Origin of the sequence: Rhodococcus olei (genome assembly GCF_039540555.1) — a bacterium.
Taxonomy (GTDB): domain Bacteria; phylum Actinomycetota; class Actinomycetes; order Mycobacteriales; family Mycobacteriaceae; genus Rhodococcus_G; species Rhodococcus_G olei.
Genome location: NZ_BAABFB010000066.1, coordinates 212,454 through 237,571 on the forward strand (window position 1 = coordinate 212,454; position 25,118 = coordinate 237,571).

At 71.6% G+C, this 25,118-nt stretch carries 26 protein-coding genes; 8 read left to right on the forward strand and 18 right to left on the reverse strand.

Features of this window, described 5'->3' with window-relative positions; translation table 11 throughout:
* Positions 1–133: 133 nt before the first annotated feature.
* Positions 134–394, reverse strand: coding sequence for a glutaredoxin family protein (locus tag ABD951_RS22010; RefSeq protein ID WP_345350205.1), 261 nt, complete (start codon positions 392–394; stop codon positions 134–136).
* A gap of 192 nt (positions 395–586) precedes the next feature.
* Between ABD951_RS22010 and ABD951_RS22015 the strand changes: the two genes are divergently transcribed.
* Positions 587–1,513: an HAD family hydrolase gene (locus tag ABD951_RS22015; protein ID WP_425569922.1), complete on the forward strand. Its 927-nt coding sequence runs from the start codon at positions 587–589 to the stop codon at positions 1,511–1,513.
* A gap of 69 nt (positions 1,514–1,582) precedes the next feature.
* On the opposite strand, the gene ABD951_RS22020 is transcribed toward ABD951_RS22015, so the two are convergent.
* The 7 genes from ABD951_RS22020 to ABD951_RS22050 all read right to left on the reverse strand — a co-directional run bounded on the left by ABD951_RS22020 (position 1,583) and on the right by ABD951_RS22050 (position 7,114).
* Entirely contained in the window at positions 1,583–2,626 is a 1,044-nt protein-coding gene (locus ABD951_RS22020) for a lysophospholipid acyltransferase family protein (RefSeq protein WP_345350211.1), read from the reverse strand.
* Positions 2,623–3,747, reverse strand: a complete 1,125-nt coding sequence (locus ABD951_RS22025; RefSeq protein WP_425569912.1) for an NAD-dependent epimerase/dehydratase family protein — start codon at positions 3,745–3,747, stop codon at positions 2,623–2,625. Before ABD951_RS22025 ends, ABD951_RS22020 begins: the two co-directional genes overlap by 4 nt.
* Before the next feature lie 294 nt (positions 3,748–4,041).
* A complete protein-coding gene (locus ABD951_RS22030; protein ID WP_003402602.1) occupies positions 4,042–4,143 on the reverse strand; it encodes a 30S ribosomal protein bS22 in 102 nt (33 codons plus the stop codon).
* A 234-nt stretch (positions 4,144–4,377) separates the two neighbouring features.
* Positions 4,378–4,611, reverse strand: coding sequence for a helix-turn-helix domain-containing protein (locus ABD951_RS22035; protein WP_345350217.1), 234 nt, complete (start codon positions 4,609–4,611; stop codon positions 4,378–4,380).
* Positions 4,612–4,736: 125 nt separating this feature from the next.
* Positions 4,737–5,552, reverse strand: coding sequence for a pyrroline-5-carboxylate reductase (proC, locus tag ABD951_RS22040; RefSeq protein ID WP_345350220.1), 816 nt, complete (start codon positions 5,550–5,552; stop codon positions 4,737–4,739).
* Between the two features lie 42 nt (positions 5,553–5,594).
* Positions 5,595–6,455, reverse strand: a complete 861-nt coding sequence (locus tag ABD951_RS22045; RefSeq protein WP_345350223.1) for a thioesterase family protein — start codon at positions 6,453–6,455, stop codon at positions 5,595–5,597.
* A complete protein-coding gene (locus tag ABD951_RS22050; RefSeq protein ID WP_345350226.1) occupies positions 6,452–7,114 on the reverse strand; it encodes a MerR family transcriptional regulator in 663 nt (220 codons plus the stop codon). The genes ABD951_RS22045 and ABD951_RS22050 overlap by 4 nt, the downstream gene beginning before the upstream one ends.
* Before the next feature lie 130 nt (positions 7,115–7,244).
* On the opposite strand from ABD951_RS22050, the gene ABD951_RS22055 reads away from it, so the two are divergent.
* Positions 7,245–7,661 carry a hypothetical protein gene (locus ABD951_RS22055; protein ID WP_345350229.1) on the forward strand — a complete coding sequence of 139 codons (417 nt, stop codon included), beginning with the start codon at positions 7,245–7,247 and terminating at the stop codon, positions 7,659–7,661.
* 8 nt (positions 7,662–7,669) lie between these two features.
* Here the strand turns inward: ABD951_RS22055 and ABD951_RS22060 are convergent, their stop codons facing one another.
* The 3 genes from ABD951_RS22060 to ABD951_RS22070 are packed head-to-tail and all read right to left on the reverse strand — an operon-like array spanning position 7,670 to position 10,891.
* Positions 7,670–8,557 (reverse strand): sugar phosphate isomerase/epimerase family protein, encoded by an 888-nt coding sequence (locus ABD951_RS22060; protein WP_345350231.1) that lies wholly within the window; start codon positions 8,555–8,557, stop codon positions 7,670–7,672.
* Positions 8,558–8,561: 4 nt separating this feature from the next.
* Complete coding sequence (locus tag ABD951_RS22065; RefSeq protein WP_345350234.1) at positions 8,562–9,944, reverse strand: hypothetical protein; 1,383 nt, start codon at positions 9,942–9,944, stop codon at positions 8,562–8,564.
* Positions 9,941–10,891 (reverse strand): Ppx/GppA family phosphatase, encoded by a 951-nt coding sequence (locus tag ABD951_RS22070; RefSeq protein ID WP_345350237.1) that lies wholly within the window; start codon positions 10,889–10,891, stop codon positions 9,941–9,943. The genes ABD951_RS22065 and ABD951_RS22070 overlap by 4 nt, the downstream gene beginning before the upstream one ends.
* A gap of 66 nt (positions 10,892–10,957) precedes the next feature.
* Between ABD951_RS22070 and ABD951_RS22075 the strand changes: the two genes are divergently transcribed.
* Positions 10,958–11,791 carry a DUF3109 family protein gene (locus tag ABD951_RS22075; protein ID WP_345350240.1) on the forward strand — a complete coding sequence of 278 codons (834 nt, stop codon included), beginning with the start codon at positions 10,958–10,960 and terminating at the stop codon, positions 11,789–11,791.
* On the opposite strand, the gene ABD951_RS22080 is transcribed toward ABD951_RS22075, so the two are convergent.
* The 3 genes from ABD951_RS22080 to ABD951_RS22090 all read right to left on the reverse strand — a co-directional run bounded on the left by ABD951_RS22080 (position 11,773) and on the right by ABD951_RS22090 (position 14,636).
* The gene (locus ABD951_RS22080; protein WP_345350243.1) at positions 11,773–12,462 is read right to left on the reverse strand and encodes a winged helix-turn-helix domain-containing protein; all 690 of its coding nucleotides are present in this window, start codon (positions 12,460–12,462) and stop codon (positions 11,773–11,775) included. The genes ABD951_RS22075 and ABD951_RS22080 overlap by 19 nt on opposite strands.
* Positions 12,459–13,721, reverse strand: coding sequence for a sensor histidine kinase (locus tag ABD951_RS22085; RefSeq protein ID WP_345350246.1), 1,263 nt, complete (start codon positions 13,719–13,721; stop codon positions 12,459–12,461). Before ABD951_RS22085 ends, ABD951_RS22080 begins: the two co-directional genes overlap by 4 nt.
* A gap of 159 nt (positions 13,722–13,880) precedes the next feature.
* Entirely contained in the window at positions 13,881–14,636 is a 756-nt protein-coding gene (locus tag ABD951_RS22090) for a phosphoglyceromutase (RefSeq protein ID WP_345350707.1), read from the reverse strand.
* A gap of 467 nt (positions 14,637–15,103) precedes the next feature.
* Here ABD951_RS22090 and ABD951_RS22095 point away from each other — a divergent pair, with 467 nt between their 5' ends.
* Positions 15,104–16,159 (forward strand): DNA polymerase IV, encoded by a 1,056-nt coding sequence (locus ABD951_RS22095; protein WP_345350249.1) that lies wholly within the window; start codon positions 15,104–15,106, stop codon positions 16,157–16,159.
* A 15-nt stretch (positions 16,160–16,174) separates the two neighbouring features.
* Here ABD951_RS22095 and ABD951_RS22100 read toward each other — a convergent pair whose 3' ends face one another.
* The gene (locus tag ABD951_RS22100; protein WP_345350252.1) at positions 16,175–16,693 is read right to left on the reverse strand and encodes a type III secretion system chaperone family protein; all 519 of its coding nucleotides are present in this window, start codon (positions 16,691–16,693) and stop codon (positions 16,175–16,177) included.
* Positions 16,690–18,021: a D-inositol-3-phosphate glycosyltransferase gene (gene mshA, locus ABD951_RS22105; protein ID WP_345350255.1), complete on the reverse strand. Its 1,332-nt coding sequence runs from the start codon at positions 18,019–18,021 to the stop codon at positions 16,690–16,692. Before mshA ends, ABD951_RS22100 begins: the two co-directional genes overlap by 4 nt.
* Before the next feature lie 129 nt (positions 18,022–18,150).
* Here mshA and ABD951_RS22110 point away from each other — a divergent pair, with 129 nt between their 5' ends.
* Together ABD951_RS22110 and ABD951_RS22115 are read left to right on the forward strand one after the other, a co-directional pair.
* A complete protein-coding gene (locus ABD951_RS22110; RefSeq protein ID WP_345350258.1) occupies positions 18,151–19,311 on the forward strand; it encodes an NAD(P)/FAD-dependent oxidoreductase in 1,161 nt (386 codons plus the stop codon).
* A complete protein-coding gene (locus ABD951_RS22115; protein ID WP_345350261.1) occupies positions 19,308–20,183 on the forward strand; it encodes an RNA polymerase sigma-70 factor in 876 nt (291 codons plus the stop codon). The genes ABD951_RS22110 and ABD951_RS22115 overlap by 4 nt, the downstream gene beginning before the upstream one ends.
* 24 nt (positions 20,184–20,207) lie before the next feature.
* On the opposite strand, the gene ABD951_RS22120 is transcribed toward ABD951_RS22115, so the two are convergent.
* Positions 20,208–21,044, reverse strand: a complete 837-nt coding sequence (locus ABD951_RS22120) for an alpha/beta fold hydrolase (protein WP_345350264.1) — start codon at positions 21,042–21,044, stop codon at positions 20,208–20,210.
* Positions 21,045–21,094: 50 nt separating this feature from the next.
* Positions 21,095–22,471, reverse strand: a complete 1,377-nt coding sequence (locus tag ABD951_RS22125) for a cation:dicarboxylate symporter family transporter (RefSeq protein WP_345350267.1) — start codon at positions 22,469–22,471, stop codon at positions 21,095–21,097.
* Between the two features lie 224 nt (positions 22,472–22,695).
* On the opposite strand from ABD951_RS22125, the gene ABD951_RS22130 reads away from it, so the two are divergent.
* A complete protein-coding gene (locus ABD951_RS22130; RefSeq protein ID WP_345350710.1) occupies positions 22,696–24,249 on the forward strand; it encodes a sensor histidine kinase in 1,554 nt (517 codons plus the stop codon).
* Positions 24,246–24,962, forward strand: coding sequence for a response regulator (locus ABD951_RS22135; protein WP_345350270.1), 717 nt, complete (start codon positions 24,246–24,248; stop codon positions 24,960–24,962). Before ABD951_RS22130 ends, ABD951_RS22135 begins: the two co-directional genes overlap by 4 nt.
* The last annotated feature ends 156 nt before the right edge of the window (positions 24,963–25,118 follow it).

Genomic DNA, 25,118 nt, shown 5'->3' on the forward strand with positions numbered 1-25,118 from the left:
GCACACGACCGGAGTTCACATTGATCCGGGGGGACGTTCCCACCCACGGTAACCGCTTGTGAAGCCCTGCACAAAGTCGCGCAACACGCTGCGACCTGCGCAGCGACCCGATGTCGCGGCGCGCAGGCGGACCTCAGATTGTCAAATCCGACCGCAGCCGAACTTCGTCAACCTCCCAGTAACTGTGCTCGCGGCCGTCGAGAAGCACGACCGGCAGCCGGTCGCCGTACTCGGCCCGGAGTTCGGGATCCACCGCCGCCGCCTCGTCGACGTCGACGGATTCGAGCGGAATGCCGAATTCCTCACACAACGGCACCAGCTGCTCCCACGCCACTGCACAGGAGCCGCAACCGGCGCGCGTGAGGAGGGTGATCGTGTGCGTCGAAGCCGTCATGCGTCCACCTTGCCATCCGGACGGGCCCGGCCGTCCGAGACGGATGTCACAGCGCCGTCGTCCCCGAGTCGGTCCGCCCGGTGCACGCCCGGGACGGGGGTTAGGGTTACCCCGGATCGCCAACCACAGGAGGTGCGAGTGCCTGGGCTGACAGGGCCGATCGGATCGGGTGTGGGGACCGGCTGGTCCCGCATGCGCCGCAAGCGCAACCCGCTGGGACCGACCGACGCACAGTTGCGGGCAAACCTGGCCGGCGAAGCCAGCGCGGACGCCGCCCTCGCCCTCCAGGAAGCGGAGGCCGCCGCGGTCGAGACCGGCATCGAGCCCACCGAGGGCGAACCCCAGGTCCCCCGCGACCTGACCGCCGCCGCGTTCTTCGACGTCGACAACACGATGGTGCAGGGCGCCTCGATCATCCATTTCGCCCGCGGCCTCGCCGCCCGCAACTACATCTCTCTCTCGGACATGGCCCGCTTCGGGTGGCAGCAGCTCAAGTTCCGGGTCACCGGCAAGGAGAACAGCGACGACGTCGCGTCCGGCAAGGAGAAGGCCCTCGCGTTCATCGCCGGCCGGGAGACCGCCGAGTTCACCCGCCTCGGCGAGGAGATCTACGACCAGCTGATCGCCGACAAGATCTGGCCCGGCACCCGGGCCCTCGCGCAGATGCACCTCGACGCCGGCCAGCAGGTGTGGCTCGTGACCGCGACCCCGGTGGAACTGGCGCAGGTGATCGCGAAACGCCTCGGTCTGACCGGCGCGCTCGGCACCGTCGTCGAATCCGAGGACGGCAAGTTCACCGGACGGCTCGTCGGCGACATCCTGCACGGCGCGGGCAAGGCGCACGCGGTGCGCACCCTCGCGGTCCGCGAGGGCCTGAACCTCAAGCGCTGCACCGCCTACTCCGACAGCCACAACGACGTGCCGATGCTCTCGCTCGTCGGCACCGCGGTCGCGATCAACCCGGACGCCGACCTCAAGGAGGTCGCGAGGAACCGGGGCTGGGAGATCCGTGACTACCGGACCGGCCGCAAGGCCGCAAAGATCGGCGTCCCGACGGCCCTGGCCCTCGGTGCGGCCGGCGGCGCGCTCGCCGCGGTGGTCAGCCGGAAGAAGCGCTGACGCGCAGGCCGCACCACCGCACGCCGGGCGTGCACCCGGGCGGCGCCACCGCCGTCCGGGACGCGGGCCCTAACCCAGGAACACGTTGCGACGCTGGGCGAGCAGCCGGTAGAGGGTCTGCTGGATCGTCTCGCGGACGTGGTCGGTCAGCTCGAACGTCACCATCGGGTCGTCGGCGGTCGCGCAGTCGTAGGTGTCGGTACGGATCGGTTCCCCGAACTCGATGTACCACTTCGACGGCAGCGGGATCATGCCGAGCGGGCCCAGGTGCGGGAAGAACGGCGTGACCGGGAAGTACGGCATGCCGAGCAGCCGGGCGAGCGACTTGAGCTCGCCGATCTTCGGATAGATCTCCTCCGAACCGACGATCGAGCACGGCACGATCGGCACGCCGGTGCGCAGGGCGGCGGACACGAAGCCACCGCGACCGAACCGCTGCAGCTTGTAGCGCTCGCTGAACGGCTTGCCGATGCCCTTGAAGCCCTCCGGGAACACCGCCGCGACCTCGCCGCTGCGGAGCAGTCGTTCGGCGTCGGGGTTGCACGCGAGCGTGTGCCCGGCCTTGCGGGCGATGTTGCCGACGACCGGCATCTCGAACGCGAAATCGGCCGCGAGCATGCGCAGCGGCCGGTGCGCGGGATGGTGGTCGAACATCGCGACCGACGTCATCAGCCCGTCGATCGGGATCACTCCGGCGTGGTTCGCGACCACCAGGACACCGCCGTCGTCGGGCACGTTCTCGATGCCCCGCACCTCGACCCGGAACCAGCGGTCGAACAGCGGACGCAGCAGCGGCAGCCAGACGTTCTCCGCGAAGTGCGGGTCGTACCCGAAGTCGTCGACGTGATAGTCACCGGTCAATCTGCGTCGCACGAACTCGGCGGTCGCGACCACCTGGTCGGCGACCAGGTCGCGGGCGGCGTCCCGGAGCGTGTCGGCGAGCGATCCGGCCGGTGCCGGCTCCGGCGCCGCGACCGGTGCGGGAAACAACCGCGTCGGCTCCGACGGCCCCAGCCGGGCATGGCGCGGGTTGATCCGCGGTCCTCGATGCGCGGCGTCGCCGTGCAGCGGAATGACTTTTGCTCCCTCGGTGCTCTTCGCGGCCTCGTTCATCGCGCTCCCCCGCTCACGCCGACCAGTTCCTGGATCCGGAACTCGGCCGATCTCAACCAGTCCTTGCTCACCAGCGGGCGGATCGCCGCACCGCTGATCATGTCGTCGAGCGCCTGCATCGTCGTCCACCGCGGTTCGAACCCGAGCTCGGCACGCATCCGGGTGGTGTCGAGCCCGCACCCGAACTGGAAGTACTCGAGCTGCTCCTGCGTGAACTCGCGCATCCTCGAGGCCGGCACGAGTCGCCCCAGCGCGCCGAGCAGCTGGAACGGCACCGGGACCGCGACGCCCCCGGCCCGGCGGATCGCCTGGGACAGCATCACGACGCCGTCGCCCGCGACGTTGAAGGTGCCGGCCGGCCCGGCGACCGTGGCCCGCTCCAGGGCCGCCAGCGCGTCCTCCTCGTGCAGCAGCTGCATTCGGGCGTCCCGGCCGAGGATCATCGGCACGACCGGCGAGTGCAGGTACCGGGACACCGATCCGTGCAGGTTGGGGCCGATCAGCGGGGCCATCCGCAGCAGCGAGACCGCGATCTCCGGGCGCCGCCGGCCCAGCCCGCGGGCGTACCCCTCGATCTCGATGCTGTCGCGGGCGTAGCCGCCCTGCGGCGGCCGCCGGGCGCTCATCTCCTCGCTGAACTTGGCCGGGTCCTTCGCGCTGCAGCCGTAGACGGCGGCGGTCGAGCGGACGACGACCTTGCGGACGTCCGGGGACTTCTGGCAGACGGCGAACAGCTGCATGGCGCCGAGGACGTTCATGTCCTTCATCGCGGTGCGGGCGCCCGACTTCGGCGGCTTGACCATCGTGGCGGCGTGCACGACCGTGTCGACCTTCGCGCCGCGCAACACCTTGCCGATGAGCGGGTTCCGGATGTCGGCGCGGACGAACTCGGCCCGACCCATCCGCCGAAGCATGTCCTTGCTGGGCGACTGCGCGTCGACGGCGATGACCCTGTCGATCCCGGGATCCTGCGCGAGCCTCGCCACCAGGTACCCACCGAGGAACCGGCTGGCCCCGGTCACCAGCACAACACCGGGACGCTGTACCCCGCGATCACCCGCCACGTCCACCCCTGTCCGTGTTCGCCCTGTCGGTTGTCGACCGGATCGCACGACCTGCATTCGATTTGATCACTGAATGGTCGCCGATCGGTCACTGACGAGCGTAACCGCATTCGGCGCCGACGTTCAAAAACTTAACGAGGTCGAAACCACCCATCCACCAGGTGTTTTACGGTTCAGCCGAAGCCCGTTACTTCTCCCCACGAAATGGTCGGACGACCAACTTGCGAAATGCCCGGATTTTGTTTCCGTAATTGCATGACACGAATTCACCCCGAAATGCGCGATGCCCGCCACCGGAACGGTGACGGGCATCGCGGGGGTACGAACCCCGTGCCTTGCAGCTCGGCGGACCTACTTGCCGAGTTTCCGACGCTGCACGCGAGTCCTACGAAGCAGCTTGCGGTGCTTCTTCTTCGACATGCGCTTGCGGCGCTTCTTGATCACTGAACCCATGGCGGGAGTTCCTCACGTTCTTCTCTAGCGGTCCTGCGCACGCCGGTGACGTACGCGCGTGCATTCTGGCTGATCACCCCACCCGGTCCACGCCGCCGTGGCGACACCGTCTGACGCGACCGGCCTGGTGCTGCAGCCTCGTATCCGCTTCGCCGGCGCCTGGCGGCACCAGATCAGCTGGCACGACGAGTCATCATCGTACCGGGGCCGCACCGGCGGACCGAAACCGGACTCTCAGCCTGCGTCGAAGTACGACGTTTCCAAGTAGTCGTGGACGGCCTTCGCGTGTACCCGGAACGACCGCCCGACTCGCACCGCGGGCAGTTCCCCGCTGTGCACGAGCCGGTACACCGTCATCTTGGACACACGCATCAGCGCCGCCACCTCGGCGACGGTGAGAAACTGTGTGCCGCCGAGGACCGGTTGGTTGTCCGAACCTGGTCCCTTCGGCTTGCTTGTAGACACCATTAATCCGCATACCTCCGGCACGTGTCGCGCCGCCGGCTTCCCCTCCGGCGGAACAGACACGCACGTGCTGTATCGAGCTTAGCGGGACGGATGGGATTACTGCGACGGGTGTGGGCGATCCAATTTCATTCCGGTGTGGCGCCGAGCTCCGCCGAGCGCGCCTTCGCGGCCGCCAGCGCGTCGTGGAACGCGGTCCGGACCCCACCCCGTTCCAGCTCACGGAGCGCGGCCGCGGTCGTGCCGCCGGGCGAGGTCACGTCCGCCCGCAACTCGTTCGGGGTGCTGCCGGACCCGTCGAGCATCGCGGCGGATCCGACCATCGTCTGCACGACGAGTTCGGTCGCGGTGGCGCGGGTCAGGCCGAGCGCGACACCGGACTCGATCATGGCCTCGGCAACCAGGAAGACATACGCCGGGCCGGAACCGGACACCGCGGTGACGGCGTCGAGCTGGGACTCGGCGACCGTGACGACCTTGCCGACCGCGCCGAGGATCTCCCGGACCGTCGCGAGGTGCTCCGCGGTGGCGTACCGGCCGGGCGCGATCGCGCTGACACCCTCACCGACCAGCATCGGCGTGTTCGGCATGACCCGGACGACCGGGAACCCCGCGGGCAGCTTGCTCTCGAACCGCGCGGTCGGCAGTCCGGCGGCGAGGCTGACGACCAGCTGCTCGACGTCGCCGTCGAGGTCGCTGCCACCCAGCTCGACCATCACGGCGTCGACGTCGGCGGGCTTGACCGCGATCACGACGACGTGGGCGCCCTCGACGGCGTCGGCCACCGTGGTGGCCAGGATGCCGTACTGGCCGGCCAGCTCCTGCGCGCGCGGCGGGTACTGCTCGGCGACCACGAGGTCCTTGGGCGCGTGGCCCGCCTTCACCAGTCCGGCGATCAGCGCCTCACCGATCCTGCCGCCACCGATCACTGCGATTCTCGTCATGACGGCAAGCCTGCCACGGCCCGACCGGGGCTCCGAGACCGGTCAGGCCTTCGGGATCATCGCCAGCTGCCGGGTCTGCACGACGACCTGGCCGGTGGCGTCGACCACGACGTGGTCCTCCTCGAACCACGACCGGCCGATCACGTCGGCGCTGGCCATCACCCGCAGCCAGCCCGGTTCCGGCCGGCGACGCAGGTAGGCGGTCAGCTGCACCGTCGGCGCCCAGCCGAACATGCCACGGTTCATCGTCACCGGCGCGCTGATGTCGCCGAGCATGATCGCGAACATCACCGCGGTGTCCGCGGTCGCCTCGTCCTCGGCGAGCGGGCGCACCCACATCCGATTCACCGGTTCCCCCAGTTCGCCGGCGAGGAACCGCGCGGCCGCCGGGTCGACGCGGAGGTCGCAGCCCTTGGCCACGTGCACGATCTCGCGCATCGGATGGCCCTCGACGATCGGCACCGCGTCGGGCGACGGTTCGGCAGGCATCTCGTCGAGCGCGAGCGGCTGCCGGTGCCGGGGTTCGCCTGCGTCCAGTGCGCCGAGGGTCACCGACGCCGACACCGCCAGCCGGTCGCCCTGCAGCAGGCCGACGTCGACCAGGCAGACCTGCCGGCCCCGCTTGCGCACGGTGGTGACGAGCCGGACGTCGCCGGGATCCGGGGCGGCGAGGTAGTTCGCACTGATCGCGACCGGCTGCAGCGCCCGGGCCTCGTCACCGTCGGCGCGGATCGCGTCGCGGGCCGCGGCCGCGCAGACCGCCATCATGCAGCCGCCGTGCACCTTGGGCCCGATGGTCCAGATCGGATCGATGTACGCGCCGAACGCACCGCCACCGAGGTCGGCGAGGGTCGTCAGGTCGGTGAACGGCCGGGTGGAGGTGAGGGTCTTGGTCTCGGTCATCGGGCGGTCCTCTCGGGTTCTCCTGGTGGGGTGCTCGGTGGCGTGGTCGGCCGGCGCCGCAGGATGCGCTCCGCGACGTCCTGGTGCGCGAGGCGGCGCATCGCGGCGATGACGGGCTCGTACACGGCGGTGCCGAGGACCGCGTACTCGACCGCGGATCGGGCGGAGTCTGCGGGCATCAGCGCCAGGTCGAGTTCGGCGATGCCGCGGATGTGCCGCCCGTAGGCCTCGAGACGCTCGTCGGTCATCGGAATGCCGACGGCCTCGACCGCCTCGAGGGCCCGTTCGAGCTGGTCGACGGCCGGATACGCCGGGTCGTACACCTGCCCGAGGCGGGCGAGCACGCGGCGCGCCCGCGGATGTTCGCGGGACCGGGGGCCGTCCGGGTAGGGCGGCAGGGTCGCGATCGCACGGCCGATGGTCTCGTGGAGGTCGTCGCCCGGGTCGTCGATGAGCCGGACGATGACACGGATCTTGTGGATCGGCAGACCCGCCCCGGCGAGCGCCTTGATCAGTGCGAGGCGCCGCAGGTGTTCGTCGCCGTAGTCGGCCTTGGTGGCGCCGGTCGCCTCCCCAGGCATCAGCACGCCCTCGCGCAGGTAGTACTTGATCGTCGCGAGCGGCACACCCGATCGCTCGACGAGCTCCGACACCCGCACGACACACCTCCCGAGGCTCGACCGGATTCCTCGTTGACCCGACCACTGGATACCAATACTATCCAATATTGGATATCGAGACTATCCAATCCAAGTCCGAGAGTCACGTCTCCCACCCGAGGAGCCCGTCATGGACCCCGTACTCGCCCTCGTCACCGGCATCACCCTGCTCACCGTCGTCGGCATCGCGTTCGGCGGCACGTTCATGCTCCGCGTCGTCACCGGCGCCGTGGGCGCCAACGACCTCCAGAAGACCCTCTTCCGCGCCGGGCACGCGCACGCCGGGGTGCTCGTCACCCTCGGCCTGGTGATCGCGCTGCTCACCCAGGCCGCCGGGGTCGGCGACGCCTGGTCCACGACCGGGGCGGTCCTGGTGCTCGGTTCCGCGATCCTCGTCCCGGCCGGGTTCTTCCTGTCCGCGCTCGGCACCGACCCCCAGCGCCCGAACGGGTGGATCCGCTCGGTGTGGGCCGGATTCGCCGTGCTCGTGCTCGGCCTGGTCGTGTCGGGCGTCGCGACGATCGCCGCTGCGGCCGCCGCCCTCTGAACGTGCGCCTACCGCGCCAGGTGTTCGCGGGCGAACGCCAGCGACTGCGCCAGCATCGACCGGCGCTCGGCCCGGGTCCGGGCGTTCTGGGTGTTGACCTCGAGCACCACCTGGCCCCCGAAGTCCGACGCTGCCAACGCACGGCACATCTGCGCGCAGGGCTGGGTGCCGTGGCCGGGAATCAGGTGCTCGTCGGACGAGGCCCCGCGGCCGTCGGCCAGATGCAGGTGCGTGAGCCCACCGGCCATCCGGTCGGCCAGCGCGAACGCGTCCATCCCGGCGGTCGCGGTGTGTGACAGGTCGAGCGTGTAGTGCTCGTGCCCGACGTCGGTCGGATCGTAGGACGGCGCGAACGCCGACACCCCGGGCCCGGGACCACCGCGCTTCTCGAGCCGCTCGGCCGATCGCGACTTCGCGCCCCAGAACCGGTCGGCCCGCATCGGGAACATGTTCTCCACCGCGACCGCCACGTCGCTGCGCTGTTCCAGCTCGTGCACCTGGTCGGCGAACCCGTCGGCGTAGCGGCGCTGCCAGCGGAACGGAGGATGGACCACCACGGTGCGGGCGCCGAGGGCCTCCGCGGACCGCACGGACCGCTCCAGCTTGACGACGGGGTCGGCACCCCAGACGCGCTGCGAGATCAGCAGGCACGGCGCGTGCACGGCGAGCACCGGGACCGCGTACTTGCGGACCAGCCGGGTGACCGCGGCCATGTTCTGGCTGACCGACTCGGCCCACACCATCAGCTCGACGCCGTCGTAGCCGAGTTCGGCCGCGAACTCGAACGCCGCCTCCGTGTTCTGCGGATACACCGAGGCGGTCGACAGCCCGACGAGTATCCGACCGGGTCGACCGCCGGCTGCCGCGTGGCCACCCGGTCCGTTGTCACCGCCCATCGCGTCAGCTCGAGCTGAGCACGAACACGAGCGGGCCGATCGTCACGAACACCCCGACGATCACGGCGATGAGCAGGCTCAGCAGGTCCTCGGTCTGACGCAGGATCCGGACCACCGCGACCAGGCCCGCGATCACGAGCACCGCGAGGACGAGCGCCACCCACGGCAGCGACTCCCACAGCTTCTCGAAGCCCTTGAACAGCAACGCGCCGGCGACGATCGCGACGACGGCCTGCCCCGCGAGGACGAGCCACTGACGGACCGCGCCGGTCGCCGGGGCCGCCTCGCCCTCGTCGGCCGGGGCGACGGCCTCGCTCGACCCGGTGGCGGTCGACGCGTCGGCGCCGGCCTTCTCCCCGGCCGGGGCGTCGGTGATGCGCGGGAACTCGCCGGTCGTGTGCACCAGCGCGCGCGCCTCGTCGAGGGACTCGTCCCGTGAGGTGCGCGCCTGCCGCAGCAGGTCGGCCTCGAGACTCTGCCCGGACAGCAACGCCGGCTCCCGGACCTGTGGGGGGCGCGGGAATCCGGTCTTGGCCACCGGCGGCGGGGGCGGCGTCACCGCGGCTGCGGGCTGCGTCGCGGGCGGTTCGGCGGCCGCGGCGGCGACCTTCCCGACGACCTGCGTCTTCTCCGCGGGCGCCTCGGCCGGCGGCGTCGCCGTGGCGACCGGCGCAACCTTGGCCACCGGAGTCGCCCGGATCACCGGGGCCGCCTTCGTCACCGCGGGTGTCTTCTCGGCTACGCCCTTCCCCGCGGCGGCCTTCTCGGCGGCGGCCTTCTCGGCGGCGGCCTTCTCGGCGGCGGCCTTGCGGTCCGCGTCGGCCTTCGCGAGCACCGCGCGGCGCAGCGCCGGGATGGCCTGGGTGTGCTCGGGCGCGGCAGGTGCGTCCGGCGCGAGGACCACGGGCTTCTCGGGCGGGGTGGGCGTCGGGGTCACCGTCGGGATCGACGGCGTCACCGACGGAGTCGACGAGGTCACCGACGGGATCGACGGCGTCACCGACGGAGTCGAGGTCACCGACGGGATCGACGGCGTCACCGACGGGATCGACGGCGTCACCGACGGAGTCGACGAGGTCACCGAAGGGATCGACGGCGTCACCGACGGGGCGGCCGTGACCGGCGGCGTCACCGACGGGGCCGCGGCGGGCGTGGTGCCGATGTCCGGCGCCGGGGTGCCGTCGTCGGTCTCGGGTGCGGCGCGGCGGTTCCGGGTCGGCGCCTCGATGTCGGACACGACCGGCAGTTCCCCGGTCAGTTCCGCGACGCTGATTCCTCCGGGCGCGCCGCGTCGGCGCCGCCCGCCCCGCGACTCGACCTGCTGTCCGTTGCGGGCCAGCAGCTCGGCCACCGAAATCTGACCCGTGTTGTCCGGCTTCTCAGTCATCGCGCCACCACCAGTTCGCCACCCATGTCGGTGTCCAGTTTGCGGAGGATCAGGCCCTCGCGCAGCGCCCACGGGCAGATTTCGAGTTCGTCGACCGACAGTGCCCGCATACTCGCCTCCGCAATCAGTGCACCGGCCACGATCTGCTGTGACCGATCCGAGCTCACGCCTTCGAGTTCCGCGCGGTCCGACGCGGTCATCCGGGAGATGAACGCGATCAACTGACGCAAACCGCTCGCCGTCAGTGTCCTCTGCACGCGGGGTCCGGCGGCGGAGGGCGCGGCTCCGGTGAGTCGCGCCAGCGAGCGGAACGTCTTCGACGTGCCGACGACCCGGTCGGGGGTGCCTGCCGCGCGCAGCGCCTTCGCGGGTTCGACGAGTTCGGCGTCGAGCCAGTCGCGCAGCACCGCAACCCGACGCTTCCCGGGCGGGTCGGTCTGCAGCCAGTCCCGGGTCAGCCGTCCGGCGCCGAGCTGCAGCGAGAAGGCGACATCGGGGTCCTCGTCGCCGCCGGAGGTCAGTTCGAGGGAGCCGCCGCCGATGTCGAAGTTCATGATCCGGCCGGCGCTCCAGCCGTACCAGCGCCGCACGGCGAGGAACGTCAGCCGGGCCTCGTCGACACCGGAGAGCACCTCGAGGTTCACCCCGGTCTCGGCGCGGACCCGGGCGAGGACGCCCTCGGAGTTGTTGGCGTCGCGGACCGCGGATGTCGCGAACGCCATCAACTCGCCGCAGCCGGAGGTCGCGGCGATCGACGCGAAATCCCCGACCGCCGCGACCAGCCGATCGGCACCGGCGTCGGTGATGTCACCGCGGTCGTCGGTGTTCTCCGCGAGCCGCAGCGTGGCCTTGGTCGAACTCATCGGCGTGGGATGCGCACCCCTGTGCGCATCCACCACCAGCAGGTGGACGGTGTTGCTTCCGACGTCGAGTACCCCTAAACGCACGTGACCACGGTACTGGGTCTACCGTCGGGCACTGTGACAGCAGGCGCCGCCCCGCAATTTCCGAAGATGAATCCCACCCCGGAGGTGGACCTCGATTTCCCGCGCGAGTGGATCGAGTTCCTCGACCCTGCGAATCCGGAGCACGTCATCGTCGCGGACCTGACCTGGCTGCTTTCCCGCTGGACCTGCGTGTTCGGCACTCCCGCGTGCCAGGGCACGGTCGCCGGCCGACCCGACGACGGATGCTGTTCCCACGGCGCGTTCCTCTCCGACGAGGAGGACCGCGAGAAGCTCGACCGCTGCGTGAGCATGCTCACTCCGGACGACTGGCAGTTCATGGACAAGGGGCTGGGCAAGAAGGGGTACGTCGAAGAGGACGACCTCGAGGACGAGCCGGCGCTGCGGACCCGCCGTTACAAGGGCGCATGCATCTTCCTGAATCGTCCCGGTTTCGAGGGCGGCATCGGGTGCGCGTTCCACCTGATGGCGGTGCGGCAGGGCATCGAGCCGCTCGAGGTCAAACCGGACGTGTGCTGGCAGCTGCCCATCCGCCGCACCCAGGAGTGGGTCGAGCGGCCGGACGGCGAGCAGGTCCTCAAGACCACGATCACCGAGTACGACCGCCGTGGCTGGGGCGAGGGCGGCGCGGACCTGCACTGGTACTGCTCGGGGTCGCCGGACGCACACGTCGGCACCAAGCCGGTCTGGCAGTCGTACGGACCGGAGCTGACCGAACTGCTCGGGGCGCCGGCCTACGAGGAGCTGGTCAAGCACTGCCGGCGACGCGCCGGGCTGGGCCTGATCGCGGTGCACCCGGCGACCGCCGCCGCGCGCGAGGCCAAGGCCGCGACGCGGTCGGCGCGGCTGTCGCCCGAGACCGGTCAGCCCTCGAGCTTGTAGCCCAGTCCCCGGACGGTCACCAGGTGCTTCGGCTTGGCCGGGTCGTCCTCGATCTTCGACCGCAGCCGCTTGACGTGCACGTCGAGGGTCTTGGTGTCGCCGACGTAGTCGGCACCCCACACCCGGTCGATCAGCTGACCGCGGGTCAGGACCCGACCGGAGTTGCGCAGCAGGTATTCGAGCAGGTCGAACTCCTTGAGCGGGAGGGTGACGGGCTCACCGCCCACGTGCACGACGTGCCGCTCGACGTCCATCCGCACCGGGCCGGCCTCGAGGACGCCGTCGACGGTCCCGGCGTCGGCGTCGGTGTCGGAGCCCCGGCGCAGGACGGCCCGGATCCGGGCGATCAGCTCCCGCGCCGAGTACGGCTTCGTGACGTAGTCGTCGGCGCCGAGCTCGAGCCCGACGACCTTGTCGATCTCGCTGTCGCGGGCGGTCACCATGATCACCGGGACCCCGGAACGGGCCCGCAGCTGCTTGCACACGTCGGTGCCGCTCATGCCGGGCAGCATCAGGTCGAGCAGGACGATGTCGGCGCCGGAGCGGTCGAACTCGGCGAGGGCGGACGGGCCGTCGCCGACGACCGTCGTCTCGAATCCCTCCCTGCGGAGCAGGAACGCGAGCGGGTCGGCGAGCGACTCCTCGTCTTCCACGATCAGCACGTTCGTCACCGGTTGGCCTCCATGTTCGTCGCGACCGCGGCGGGTCGCTCTGGTTGAGTGATCGGTTCGGGCTTGTCGGGTGCGGCGCTCGGGTGCCCGTTCGTCACGGGCACCGCTGGGTCGTCGGACACGTCGTCCTCGACGTACGCGGGCAGCACCAGTGTGAACGTGGACCCGGTGCCCGGCTTGCTCCACAGGGTGATCGAGCCGTTGTGGTTCGCGGCGACGTGTTTGGCGATCGCCAGCCCCAGGCCGGTGCCGCCGGTCGAGCGGGATCGGGCCTTGTCGACGCGGAAGAACCGCTCGAACACCCGCTCCTGGTCTTCCTTGGCGATGCCGATACCGCGGTCGGTGACGGCGATCGCGACGTCGTCGCCGCGACGCACCCGGCTGACCGACACCGGCGACCCCGTCGGCGAGTAGGCGATCGCGTTCTCGACGAGGTTCGACAGCGCGGTGACGAGCAGGGTGCGGTCGCCGAGGACCTCGAGGCCGCTGGGTTTGTCCGTGCCGACGGTGATGCCCGCGTTCTCGGCGGTGACGGTGCTGCGCCGGAGTGCCTCGTCGATGATCTCGTCGACGGCGACGGGTTCGAGGTCGGGCAGCTTCTCCGCCCCCGTCAGGCGCGAGAGTGCGATCAGCTCGCCGACCATGTTGCCGAGTCGCCGCGACTCCGACAGCAGCCGCTCGCCGAAGTGCCGCACCGAGTCGGCGTCGTCGGCGGATTCGAGCAGGGCCTCCGCGAGCAGGCTCATCGCACCGACCGGGGTCTTGAGTTCGTGGCTGACGTTGGCGACGAAGTCGCGCCGGGTTGCCTCCATCCGCGCCTGCTCGGAGTCGTCGTCGGCGAACAGGACGACGAATCGGCGGTCCTGTTCGCTGAGCAGCTGCGCGAGGCCGCGGACGGCGATCTTGCCGCGCCCGCGGACCGGGTTCTTGACGCTGAGGTCCACCTCGACGGGATGGCCGGTGTCGAGGACCTCGAGCGCGGCCCGCCAGGCACGCTCCTCGATGGTCCGGTTGTGGACGAGGCCGAGTTCCTCGGCGCGCGGGTTGAACAGGACGACGTCGTGGAACCGGTCCACGACCGCGATGCCGCTCTGGCTCGCGAGCACGATCAGGTCGAGGACCTGGGACATCGTGAGGCCGGCCTGCTCGGTTTCGATTCGGGTGTACCGCGCCCTCAGGCGCGGGATCACGACCCCGCCGAGCGTGTAGCCGAGCACTGCCGCCACGGCGGCAAGTGCGACGGCCTGAACAACAGTCACGAGTGAATCGTACGGCCGCGAAAACCGCGGACGGCGTCGGGTGCGGGCATTTCGATGCACGTCACGGGCCTGACGAGCACTGTTCTCCCGGTGTTCACCTGACGTTCGACCCAGGCCCGCAGCGCGGCTTCGGGACCCGGGTCGATCGTCACGGCGTTCCTACTTCGCGCCCTGGTTGGCGACCGCGGCGGCGCCTGCGGCGGCAGCCTCGGGGTCGAGGTAGGTGCCACCCGGGTTCAGCGGCTTCAGGTTCTCGTCGAGGTCGTAGCGCAGCGGGATGCCGGTCGGGATGTTGATCCCGACGATGTCCTCGTCGGAGATGCCGTCGAGGTGCTTGACCAGCGCGCGCAGCGAGTTGCCGTGGGCGGCGACCAGCACGTTCTTCCCGGCGAGCAGGTCCCGGGAGATCGTGTCCTCCCAGTACGGGACGAGCCGCTTGACGACGTCGAGGAGGCACTCGGTGAGCGGGATCTGCTCGAGGTTCGCGTACCGCGGGTCCGCATCCTGGCTGTACTCGCTGCCGACCTCGATCGGCGGCGGCGGGGTGTCGTAGCTGCGGCGCCACAGCATGAACTGCTCTTCACCGAACTCGGCCTTGGTCTGGGCCTTGTTCTTGCCCTGCAGTGCGCCGTAGTGCCGCTCGTTGAGCCGCCAGTCGCGCACGACCGGGATCCAGTGCCGGTCGGCGGCGTCGAGCGCGATGTTCGCGGTGCTGATCGCGCGGCGCAGCAGCGAGGTGTAGAGCACGTCGGGCAGCAGGTCGTGCTCCGCGAGCAGCTGGCCGGCGCGCTTGCCCTCGGCGATGCCCTTGTCCGTGAGCGGGACGTCCACCCAACCGGTGAACAGGTTCATCGCGTTCCATTCGCTCTCGCCGTGACGGAGCAGCACAAGGGTTCCGGTACTCATGCCGTCAATCGTGTCACGGGTCGCGCGACCACCGGCGGCTCGGGTCGCGGACGGCCACCGGCCGGCGCCGGGCCTCGCGCCGCACAGCACACGGCGGCGCGGGTTGAGCGACGGCGGTGTGACCACGATCGCGGCCATGCTGGTGATCGCCAGGGGGTGCTGCAGACCGGGGTGGCGTCCCGGGCGCCCTTTCGTCTGCTGTCCGGGGTGCGGACCCCGGGTCGGGTGCTGCGCCGGCTCGTCCCTCAACCCGTACAGCCGTCACTCGAACCTGATGGTGATGCGTCCGGGCGGCTGCTCCTCGGCGACCCGCTTCCGGTTCGGCGTCCCACCGAACGGGGTCGACCGTGCTTGCGGCGGGGAAGCCAACACTTCGACGTCGGCGGCAGCCCGCGCACGTCGCCGGACCGCCGGCTCGCGGGCGAATGGAAGCGGTCCGCACGCGAGAGGTGAGCCGGTGAGCGCAGACTGACCGTATGGGCACGACCCCGCGGGCCCGGTGGGTGCTGCACGTCGACCTCGACCAGTTCGTCGCGGCCGTGGAGGTACTGCGGCACCCGGAACTGCGCGGGCACCCGGTGGTCGTCGGCGGCCGCGGCGATCCGACCGAGCGCGGCGTCGTCTCCACGGCCTCGTACGAGGCGCGGGCGTTCGGGGTCGGGTCGGGCATGCCGCTGCGGGTCGCGGCGCGGAAGCTGTCGGACGTCCCCGACGCGGTGTTCCTGCCGGTGGACGCGGCCGCCTACACGGCGGCGTCGGAGACGGTGATGGCCACGCTGCGGGGTCTGGGGGTGGTCGTGTCGGTGCTCGGCTGGGACGAGGCGTTCCTCGGCGCGCACACCCCGGACCCGGAATCGTTGGCGCGGACCGTGCAGGAGGCGGTGTTCGCGGCGACCGCACTGCACTGTTCGGTCGGCATCGGCGACAACACCGTGCGCGCGAAGATCGCGACAGGGTTCGGCAAGCCGCGCGGGACGTTCCGGCTGACGGCCGAGAACTGGTTCGCGGTGATGGGCGACCGCGACCCGTCCGAACTGTGGGGTGTCGGGGCGAAGACCGCGAGAAAGCTTGCCGCGCTGAACATCACCACGGTGCGCGAGCTGGCGGAGGCCGACGAGGACGACCTCGCGGCCGCGCTGGGGCCGACGACCGGCCCGTGGCTGGGCCGGCTCGGGCGCGGCCTGGGCGCCGAGTGGGTCGGCGACGAGCCGTACGTGGCACGCGGGCACGGCCGCGAGACGACCTTCCAGCGGGACCTCACGGACCATGACGCCGTGACCGCCGCGGTGCGGGAGTTGGCGGGGCGGGTGACCGCCGACGTGCGGGCCGAGGGCCGGGCGGCGGTCCGGGTGACGCTGAAGGTGCGGTACGCGCCGTTCGAGACGCACACGACCACCCGCGCGCTGCCCGAGCCGACGCTCGACTCCGGCGTGATCGCCGACGCCGCGGCCCAGCTGACCGCACGCCTCGACCCGGCCCGCGCGGTGCGCCTGCTCGGCGTCCGCCTCGACATGGCCGACCCCGCGCGTTGACCGGCGGGCGTGCGCTCAGGCGGGCCCGGTGCCGTCGCCTTCGACGAGGTGCCGGAACGGTTCGAGGTTGCGCAGCGACTCTCCGCGGGAGACCCGCCAATCCCATTCCCGGCGAATGGAACTCGCGAAGCCCAGTTCGAGCAGGACGTTGAAGTCCCCGTCCGCGGCCTCGAGCACCTGGCCGAGCACGCGGTCCAGCTCGTCGCCGGTGACGGCGTGCGCGCTGACCCGGCCGACGAGGTAGATGTCCCCGACCTTGTCGAGCGTGTAGTGCACCCCGTACAGGCGCCGGTTCCGGCGCAGCAGGTACTTGTAGACCCCCTCGAAGTTCTCGTCCGGCTTGCGGCAGACGAACGCCTCGACCCGCACCCCGTGGTTGCCGACGGTGAGCAGGCAGGTCGTCTTGAGCTTGTGCTCGCCGGGCAGTTCGACGACGAACTGGTGCGGCAGCGGTCGCGTGTACTCGAGTTCCCGGTCGGTCAACGCCGCGTCGATCAGCGTCGCCGTCTCGGTCACGACGGGGCCGTCGCTCATGCGCGCACACCTCCCAGTCTCCGCATCTTCCACATCCCGCGGCCACGCCGGGCGGCCAGGTCCGGGCTGCGCCGGTATCCGGCGACCGCCCGGTGATAGCTGTCGAGCAGGCCGTCGGCGGTGTGCTCCCAGGAGAAGTCCGCCGCGTGCACCGGGGCCCGTCGCGCCATCGCCGCGCGCCGGTCCGGGTCCACGAGCAGCGTGCGCAGCGCGTCGGCCCAGTCGCCGGTGTCGTGCCCGGCGACCAGCAGTCCGGTGTCGCCGCCGCGAACCGCCACCCCGAGGCCGCCGACGTCGGCGGCGACGACGGGCGTCCCGCTGGCCTGCGCCTCGATCGCAACCAGACCGAACGACTCCGAGTAGCTGGGGACGGCGACGACGTCGGACGCCCGGTAGACCTGGACGAGGCGGTCCGGCGGCTGCGGCGGCAGGAACGTCACCCGGGCCGAGATACCCAGTGCCGCGGCCAGTTCGATCAGCGAGTCCGGGCGGTCGAGCCCGGTTCCGGACGGTCCGCCGACGACCAGCACCCGCAGCGGCAGATCCGGCTCGCGCTCGTGCAGGACGGCCGCCGCGCGCAGCAGCACGTCGGGCGCCTTGAGCGGCTGGATCCGGCCGACGAACGTGACGATCAGCTCTCGGGGGTCGAGTCCGAGTTCGGCGCGGGCGGCGCCGCGGTCGCCGGGCCGGTACCGGGACAGGTCCGCGCCCGGCGCCACGACGTCGATGCGGCCGCGGGCGGCGCCGTAGATGTCGACCAGCTGGGTGGCCTCGTCCGAGGTGTTGGTGATCAGCCGGTCCGCCTCGGCCACCACCTGCTGCTCCCCGATCTGGCGGGCGGCCGGTTCCGGGGTGTCGCCCTCGGCGAGGGACGCGTTCTTCACCGCGGCCAGCGTGTGCGCGGTGTGCACCTGCGGGACCCCCCACCGGTCACGCGCCAGCCAGCCGACCTGCCCGGAGAGCCAGTAGTGCGAGTGGATCAGGTCGTAGTACCCGGGTTCGTGGTGGGCCTCCTCGCGCAGCACCCCCGCGGTGAACGCGCACAGCTGCGTCGGCAGGTCGTGCTTGTCGAGCCCCTCGAACGGGCCGGCGACGACGTTGCGCACCAGCACGCCCGGCGCCGCCTCGACGACCGGTGCGTCGGCGGACGAGGTGGCCCGGGTGAAGATCTCCACCTCGATGCCCCGCCGGGCCAACTGCACCGCGCTCTGCAGCACGTAGACGTTCATTCCGCCCGCGTCACCGGTCCCCGGCTGCGCCAAGGGCGAGGTGTGCACCGACAGGACGGCGACCCGCCGCAGTCGGTGATTCTGTGCTGGGGTCACCACACCATCTTGCCTTGCCCGTCGGACCGGCCACGTTCAGGTCCACCGGCACCGGTGATGCACCTCACTGTCACGTCCGCGGTCCGGGCGGTGTCTCAGGGATGAGTCCAACCCGAGACGAGAGGAATCGACATGAACAGGGTGAGTCAGGTCGTGGTCGTGGGCGCCGGGTATGCGGGCGTGACGGCCGCCAACCGGATCCTCGCGGCCGGGCGTCCCGATGTGGCGGTCACGGTGGTCAACCCGCGTCCGGACTTCGTCGAGCGCATCCGCCTGCACCAGTACGCCGCCGACAGCGGCACCGCCACCGTCCCCCTCGCCGACGTGCTGCACCCGGACGCCCGGCTGCGGGTGGCGTCGGTCGATCTGATCGGCGAGCGCGAGCTGACCCTCGCCGGCGGGGAGGTGCTCGGCTTCGATCACCTGATCTACGCGGTCGGCAGCAGGACGGCCGACGCCGCGGTCGGCGCCGGGCACGCGTTCACGGTCGGCGGTCTCGAGGACGCCGACCGGTTGCGGACCCGGCTGCGGGCCCTGGGCGCCGGGGCTGCGGTGGTCGTGGTGGGCGGCGGATTGACCGGGATCGAGGCGGCCGCGGAGATCGCCGAGGCACGCGCCGACCTTCGGGTGCTGCTCGTGTCCGCCGGCGCGGTCGGGGTGGGCCTCGCACCGCGGGGTCGTCGCGCGGTGACCCGGACCCTCGCCCGCCTCGGCGTCGACGTGCGCGCGGGCTCCCGGGCGCGGCGGATCGAGGCCGATCGTGTGGTGCTGGCCGACGGGACCGACCTGGCCGCCGACTGCGTGGTGTGGGCGGGCGCGTTCGAGGTGCCGGACCTGGCCCGGCGCAGCGGTCTGCCCGTCGACGACCGGGGTCGGCTGCGCACCGACGAGAACCTGGTGTGCGTCGGGAACCCGGCGATCGTCGGGGTCGGCGATGCGGTCGCGCCGCCCGAACGGGTCGCCGGGCACATTCGGATGAGCTGCCAGGCGGCGATCCCGCTCGGTGCGCACGGCGCCGACACCGTCCTCGCACAGCTCGCCGGGCGGCGGCCGGAACCGCTGTCGATGGGGTTCCTGCTGCAGTGCATCAGCCTCGGCCGGCGGGCCGGCGTGATCCAGTTCGTCCGCACCGACGACAGCCCACGGAAGTTCGCGCTCCGTGGCCGGACAGGTGCTTTCGTCAAGGAACAGATCTGCCGGCAGACCGTCAGCCGCCGGGGCGCCAGGGCCGGGTCGTACCGTTGGCTCTCGGGGCCCGCGCCGGCCAGGGAGGAACAGGGGGTGTCCGCATGAATGCCGCCGAGGTGTTCACCGAGTACCGTCCGCTGCTGTTCACCGTCGCCTACGAGATCCTGGGCAGCGCGGCGGACGCGGAGGACGTGCTGCAGGACAGCTACATCCGATGGTCCGAGGCGGCAGCGGGCAGCATCGACAATCCGCGGGCCTACCTCGCCCAGATCGTCACCCGACAGGCACTGAACCAGCTGCGCACGGCGCAGCGCAGGCGCGAGGAATACACCGGCAGCTGGCTGCCGGAACCGATCCGCACCGCGCCCGACGCGTCCGAGGACGCCCTGCTCGCCGAGTCGGTGTCGATGGCGATGCTGCTGGTCCTCGAGACCCTGGCCCCCGACGAGCGCGCGGTGTTCGTGCTGCGCGAGGTGTTCGGCTTCAGCCACCGTGAGGTGGCCGAGGCCGTGGGCCGATCGGAGGCGGCGGTGCGGCAGACCGCACACCGCGCGCGGTCGCACGTGCACGCGCGGCGCAAGCGATTCGAGCCGAGTTCGGCTGCCGCACAGGAGATCGCGGGCAGCTTCCTCAGCGCCGCGGTCACCGGCGACATCCAGGCGCTGATGGACCTGCTCGCGCCCGATGTCGTCGAGATCTCCGACGGCGGCGGCAAGGTCAGCGCCGCGCTGCGGCCCGTCGTGGGACGCGAGAAGGTCGCCAGGTTCATGGCCGGCCTCGTCCGGATCGGCCCGCCCGACCTGCGGTTCGAGGTGGGGGTGTTCAACGGGCTGCCGTCGGCGCTGGTCTACTCCGGCGACGTCCTCGACCTCGTCGCACTGATCGAGGTGACCGACGGCCTGGTGTCGGGCGTGTACCTGGTGCGCAACCCCGACAAACTCGCATCGGTCGCGCGGTCGTGGGAGCTGTCCCGCTGAGCCGCGGCGCCTGACGGCACCGGCTCAGAGCCCGTCGACGAATGCGCCGACCTCGGCCACGAACCTCGCCGGGTCCTCGACGAACGGGCCGTGATCGCAGCCCTCCCAGTACGAGACGGTGGCGTTCGGGACGAGGTCGGCGGCGTGCCGGGCCGCGGAGACGTCCACCACGGAGTCCGCGGTGCCGTGCAGGATCAGCGCCGGGACGGGGAGGGTGGCGAGCAGGTCGTCGTGGCCGACGGTGCGGCCGAACAGGGCCGCCCGCACCCGCGGTGGGGTGGCGAGGCTGGCGCCGAACAGCGCCTGGGAGGCCGCGCCCTTGCCCGGGTCCCGCACGTCGACCGGCCCGGTCAGTGCGGTGCCGAAGCTGCCGAGGGCGCGGATCGCCTCACCCGGGTCCTCCGACAGGGCGGCGGGCAGCGCGGCCCGCATCGCGGAGCCGACCCGGCCGCCCCGCTGCCCGGGCCCCAGGCTGGTGATCGCACCCACCAGCACGACCGCGTCCACCGCGTCGGTGCCGCACTCGGCGAGGTAGTCGGCGATCACCAGGCCGCCGTACGACCAGCCGAGCAGGACGGCGCCGCTGTCGACGTGCTCGGCGGCGAGGACCTCGGCGACGTCGCCGGCCCAGGTCTTCGGATCGTCGTAACCGGCGTCGGGCGCCCCCGAGTAACCGTGCCCGCGCAGGTCCACGGCGATCACCCGGTACTTCGCGGCGAGCGCGTCCAGCACCGCCGACCCCCAGCAATTCATCGACTGCGCCCAGCCGTGCAGCAGCACCAGCGGCCGGGCGCCCTCCGGTCCGGTGATGCGGTAGACGAGGGAGGTGCCGTCGATGCCGGTTGCTTCGCGAAGTGCCATGGGCGCCATTGTGCGCGAACCCGGCCGCCGCCGGATTCGCGCATCGGCGATCAGACCCGGTCGAGCACCTTCGGGGCGGCCGGAACGGGATCGACCGCGACCGGACCGGCCGGGTCCTCGCCGTCGCCGAACGCGGCCTCGTCGAACGGTGCCCGGCCACCGAGCACCTCGTGCACCCGGCCGCGGTCCACCGTCTTCGTCCAGGTGCCGATCAGCAGCGTCGCGACGGCGTTGCCGGAGAAGTTCGTCACCGCGCGCGCCTCGGACATGAAGCGGTCGATGCCGACGATCAGGCCGACACCGTCGACCAGGTCGGGGCGGTGGCTCTGCAGGCCGCCGGCGAGGGTGGCCAGTCCGGCGCCGCTGACGCCGGCCGCGCCCTTCGACGCGATGATCATGAACACCAGCAGCGACAGCTGTTCGGTCAGTGCGAGCGGCTGGTTCAGGGCGTCGGCGATGAAGATCGCGGCCATCGTCAGGTAGATCGCGGTGCCGTCGAGGTTGAACGAGTACCCGGTGGGCACGACGACGCCGACCGTGGTGCGCTGCACCCCGAGGTGCTCCATCTTCGCGATCAGCCGCGGCAGCGCGGACTCCGAGGAGGACGTCGCGAAGATCAGCAGGTACTCCCGGGCCAGGTACCGCACCAGCTTGAAGATCGACACCCCGGCGACGGCCCGCAGGACCGTGCCGAGCACGCCGAACACGAACACCAGGCAGGTCAGGTAGAAGCCGAGCATCAGCGCGCCGAGCTGCACCACCGCCCCGAGACCGGTCTGCCCGACGACGTTCGCGATCGCGCCGAACGCGCCGATCGGGGCCAGCCACAGGATCATCGACAGGATCTTGAACACCAGTTTCTGGACGTGGGCGACGCCGCGCAGGACCGGCTCGCCGGCCTTGCCCATCCCCTGCACACCGAAACCGACGAGCAGCGCGACGAACAGCGCCTGCAGGACGCTGCCGTCGGTGAGCGCCGAGAGCAGCGACGTCGGGATGATCGAGGCGACGAACTCCATCGTTCCGCCGGCGGCGTGCGCCTTGTCGGCGAGCGCGGCACCGGTGGCGGCCGTGTCGGCGCTGACGTTCAGCCCCGAGCCGGGGTCGAGGAGATTGCCGACGACGAGGCCGATGCCGAGCGCGACCGTCGACATGCCGAGGAAGTACACCAGCGCCAGGCCGCCGATCCGCCCGACGCTCGCCGCGGCCCGCACCGATCCGATGCCGAGGACGATCGTGCAGAAGATGACCGGGCCGATCATCATCTTGATCAGGGCGACGAACGTGGTGCCGAGGACGCCGAGCGACTTGCCCACGTCGGGCGCCAGCCAGCCGACGAGGACGCCGGCGATCACGGCGATCACGACGCCCAGGTACAGCCAGTGGGTGCGGTCCCGGCGCTTCGACGCCGGCGCGGTTGTGCTCATGTCGTTGCCTCACTGTGATGCGGATATCTGGTGGCAGCCGGTCGATCCCGCGCCACGGGCGGCCTCTGTGTCCGGCGTCACGTCACCTCTGAGCAATCACGGTGGCAGCCCGCGGCCACCCGCTGAAGATTGCGTGAATTGTGTTCACCGGTGAACCTGCTCACCGGTCCCCCGACACCGCCGCGGACTGCGACAATCGAGCGGTGAGGCGTCGACGTGAGCCGCTGAGCGTGGCACGGCAGTTGCTGATCGTCCAGACCGTGGCGTTGGCCGTCGTCGTCCTGGTCGCGGGCGGCCTGTTCGCACTCGACGAGCGCCGCGACGCGGACGCCGCCACCCGGCTCGCGGTGACCGACGTCGCCGCCACGACGGCGACGCTCCCAGAGGTCGCGGAGGGCATCGTCGGCCCCGACCCGACCGCGGCGCTGCAGCCACGCGCCGAAGCGATCCGGGCGGCGACCGGGGTCGACTTCGTGGTCGTCATGGGCCTCGACGAGATCCGGCTCACGCATCCGCGACCCGACCAGATCGGGTTGCCGTACACCGGGCACACCGGTCCGGCGCGGGCCGGCGAGACGTTCACCGAGACGTACACGGGCAGCCTCGGACCGTCGATCCGGGCGGTCGCCCCGGTGCACGACCCGAACGGCGCCCTGGTCGGGTTCGTCTCGGTCGGGGTGACGCGGCAGAAGACGTGGGAGCAGTTCCGAGGCAGCCTGCCGGGGCTGCTCGGCATCGTCGTCCTCGGTCTGGCCGTGTCGACGGCGGGCAGCTATCTGATCAGCCGGAGGCTGCGCCGCCAGACCCTCGGACTGACCCCCGACCAGCTGCGCCGGCTGTACGAGCAGCACGACGCGGTCCTGCACGCGATCGGTGACGGGCTGCTCGTCCTCCGCAGCGCCGACGGCGACGGCGCCCCCGGCGTCGAGATCGTCAACGACGAGGCGCGCCGGCTGCTCGCGCTGCCCGAACACGGGCCGGTGCCGTTCGCGTCGTTGCCCGCGACGCTGCGGAACCTGCCCGACGACGGTGACGCCCGCGACGAGGTGCACCTGACCGCGGACCGGGTGCTGGTGATCGGCCGCCACGCCGTGTGGTGGGAGGGCCGCCGGATCGGCACCGTCGTCACCCTGCGGGACCACACCGAACTGCGGGCCGTCCTCGGCGAACTCGACTCCGTGCGCGGCCTCGCGGACGCGCTGCGGGCGCAGGCGCACGAGTCGGCGAACCGGCTGCACACCATCGTGACGATGGTCGAACTGGGCAGGCCCGAGGAGGCGGTCGCGTTCGCAACCGAGGAATTGCGGCTGTCGCAGCGGCTCGTCGACCGGCTCACCGTCACGGTGGCCGATCCGGCGCTGTCGGCGCTGCTGATCGGGAAGGTCGCCGAGGCCGCCGAACGCGGCGTCGAGCTGACCGTCACCGACGACACCGCGCTCGGCACGACACCGCTGCGGTCGCGGGAGCTGGTGACGGTGGTCGGCAACCTCGTCGACAACGCGATCGACGCGGTCCGCGACACCGACGACCCCTGGGTGGAAGTGACCGTGCGTCAACAGGATTCGACGGTACTGATCGAGGTGGCGGACAGCGGGCCGGGCATGGACCCGGAGACGTTGTCCCGGGCGATGACCCGCGGCTGGTCGACCAAGGCCGAGCACCACGGGCTGGGTCTGGCACTGGTGGCACAGGTCGTCGCCCGGTACGGCGGCGCCCTGCGCACCGAACCATCCCTCGGATCGATGATCGTCGCCGAGATTCCGGTGGGCGCAAAGTGATCCGCGTGCTGATCGTCGAGGACGAGCCGCTGATCGCGCAGGCGCACCGCGAATACCTCGACCGGCTGCCCGAGTTCACCGTCCACGACGTCGTGCACACCGGCAGCGCCGCCCTGCGGGTGGCGCAGGCGGCGGAGCGGGACGGCCGGCCGGTCGACCTGGTCCTGCTCGACATCGGGCTCCCCGACACCAGCGGGCTCGACGTCGCCGCGGCGCTGGGACTGCTGCGGCCGAGCCCCGACATCATCGCCGTCACCTCCGCCCGCGAACTCGAGGTGGTGCGGACGGCCGTCGCCCGCGGGGTGGTGCTGTACCTGCTCAAGCCGTTCACGTTCGCCGGGCTGCGCGACAAGCTCGACCGCTACCTCGCGTACCGGTCCGCGATCACGGACGACCAGGGACCGGTCACCGCCGCCGGCCAGCTCGACATCGACCGGGCGATGGCCGCGCTGCGCGGGACGTCACCGGCGTCGACCAGCCCGAAGGGCGTCGCCCCCCGCACCCTCGACGCCGTCGCCCGGTCCGTCCGCGGCGCCGACGGCCCGCTCACCGCGGCCGAGGTCGGCGCCGCGGTCGGCGTGTCACGGGTGACGGCGTGGCGGTACCTCGAACGCCTCGCCGACGACGGCGTCCTGGTCCGGGAGACCGAGTACGGCCGGGCCGGGCGGCCGCAGGTGCGGTACCGGTGCGCGCCCGGACATCCCCGCCCCTGACATCAGGTAGAGGTCACCGACATCGCCGGCCCACCAGTAGTTGACGGCCTGAGACTTGCCGCTCCGTGTGTCGCTTTCGTTGGCCGCCTGCGACAGCAAGCGACGCCAGGGCGGGCGGTTCCGACCGACTACGTCAACAGCGTCAACCGGAGCGCA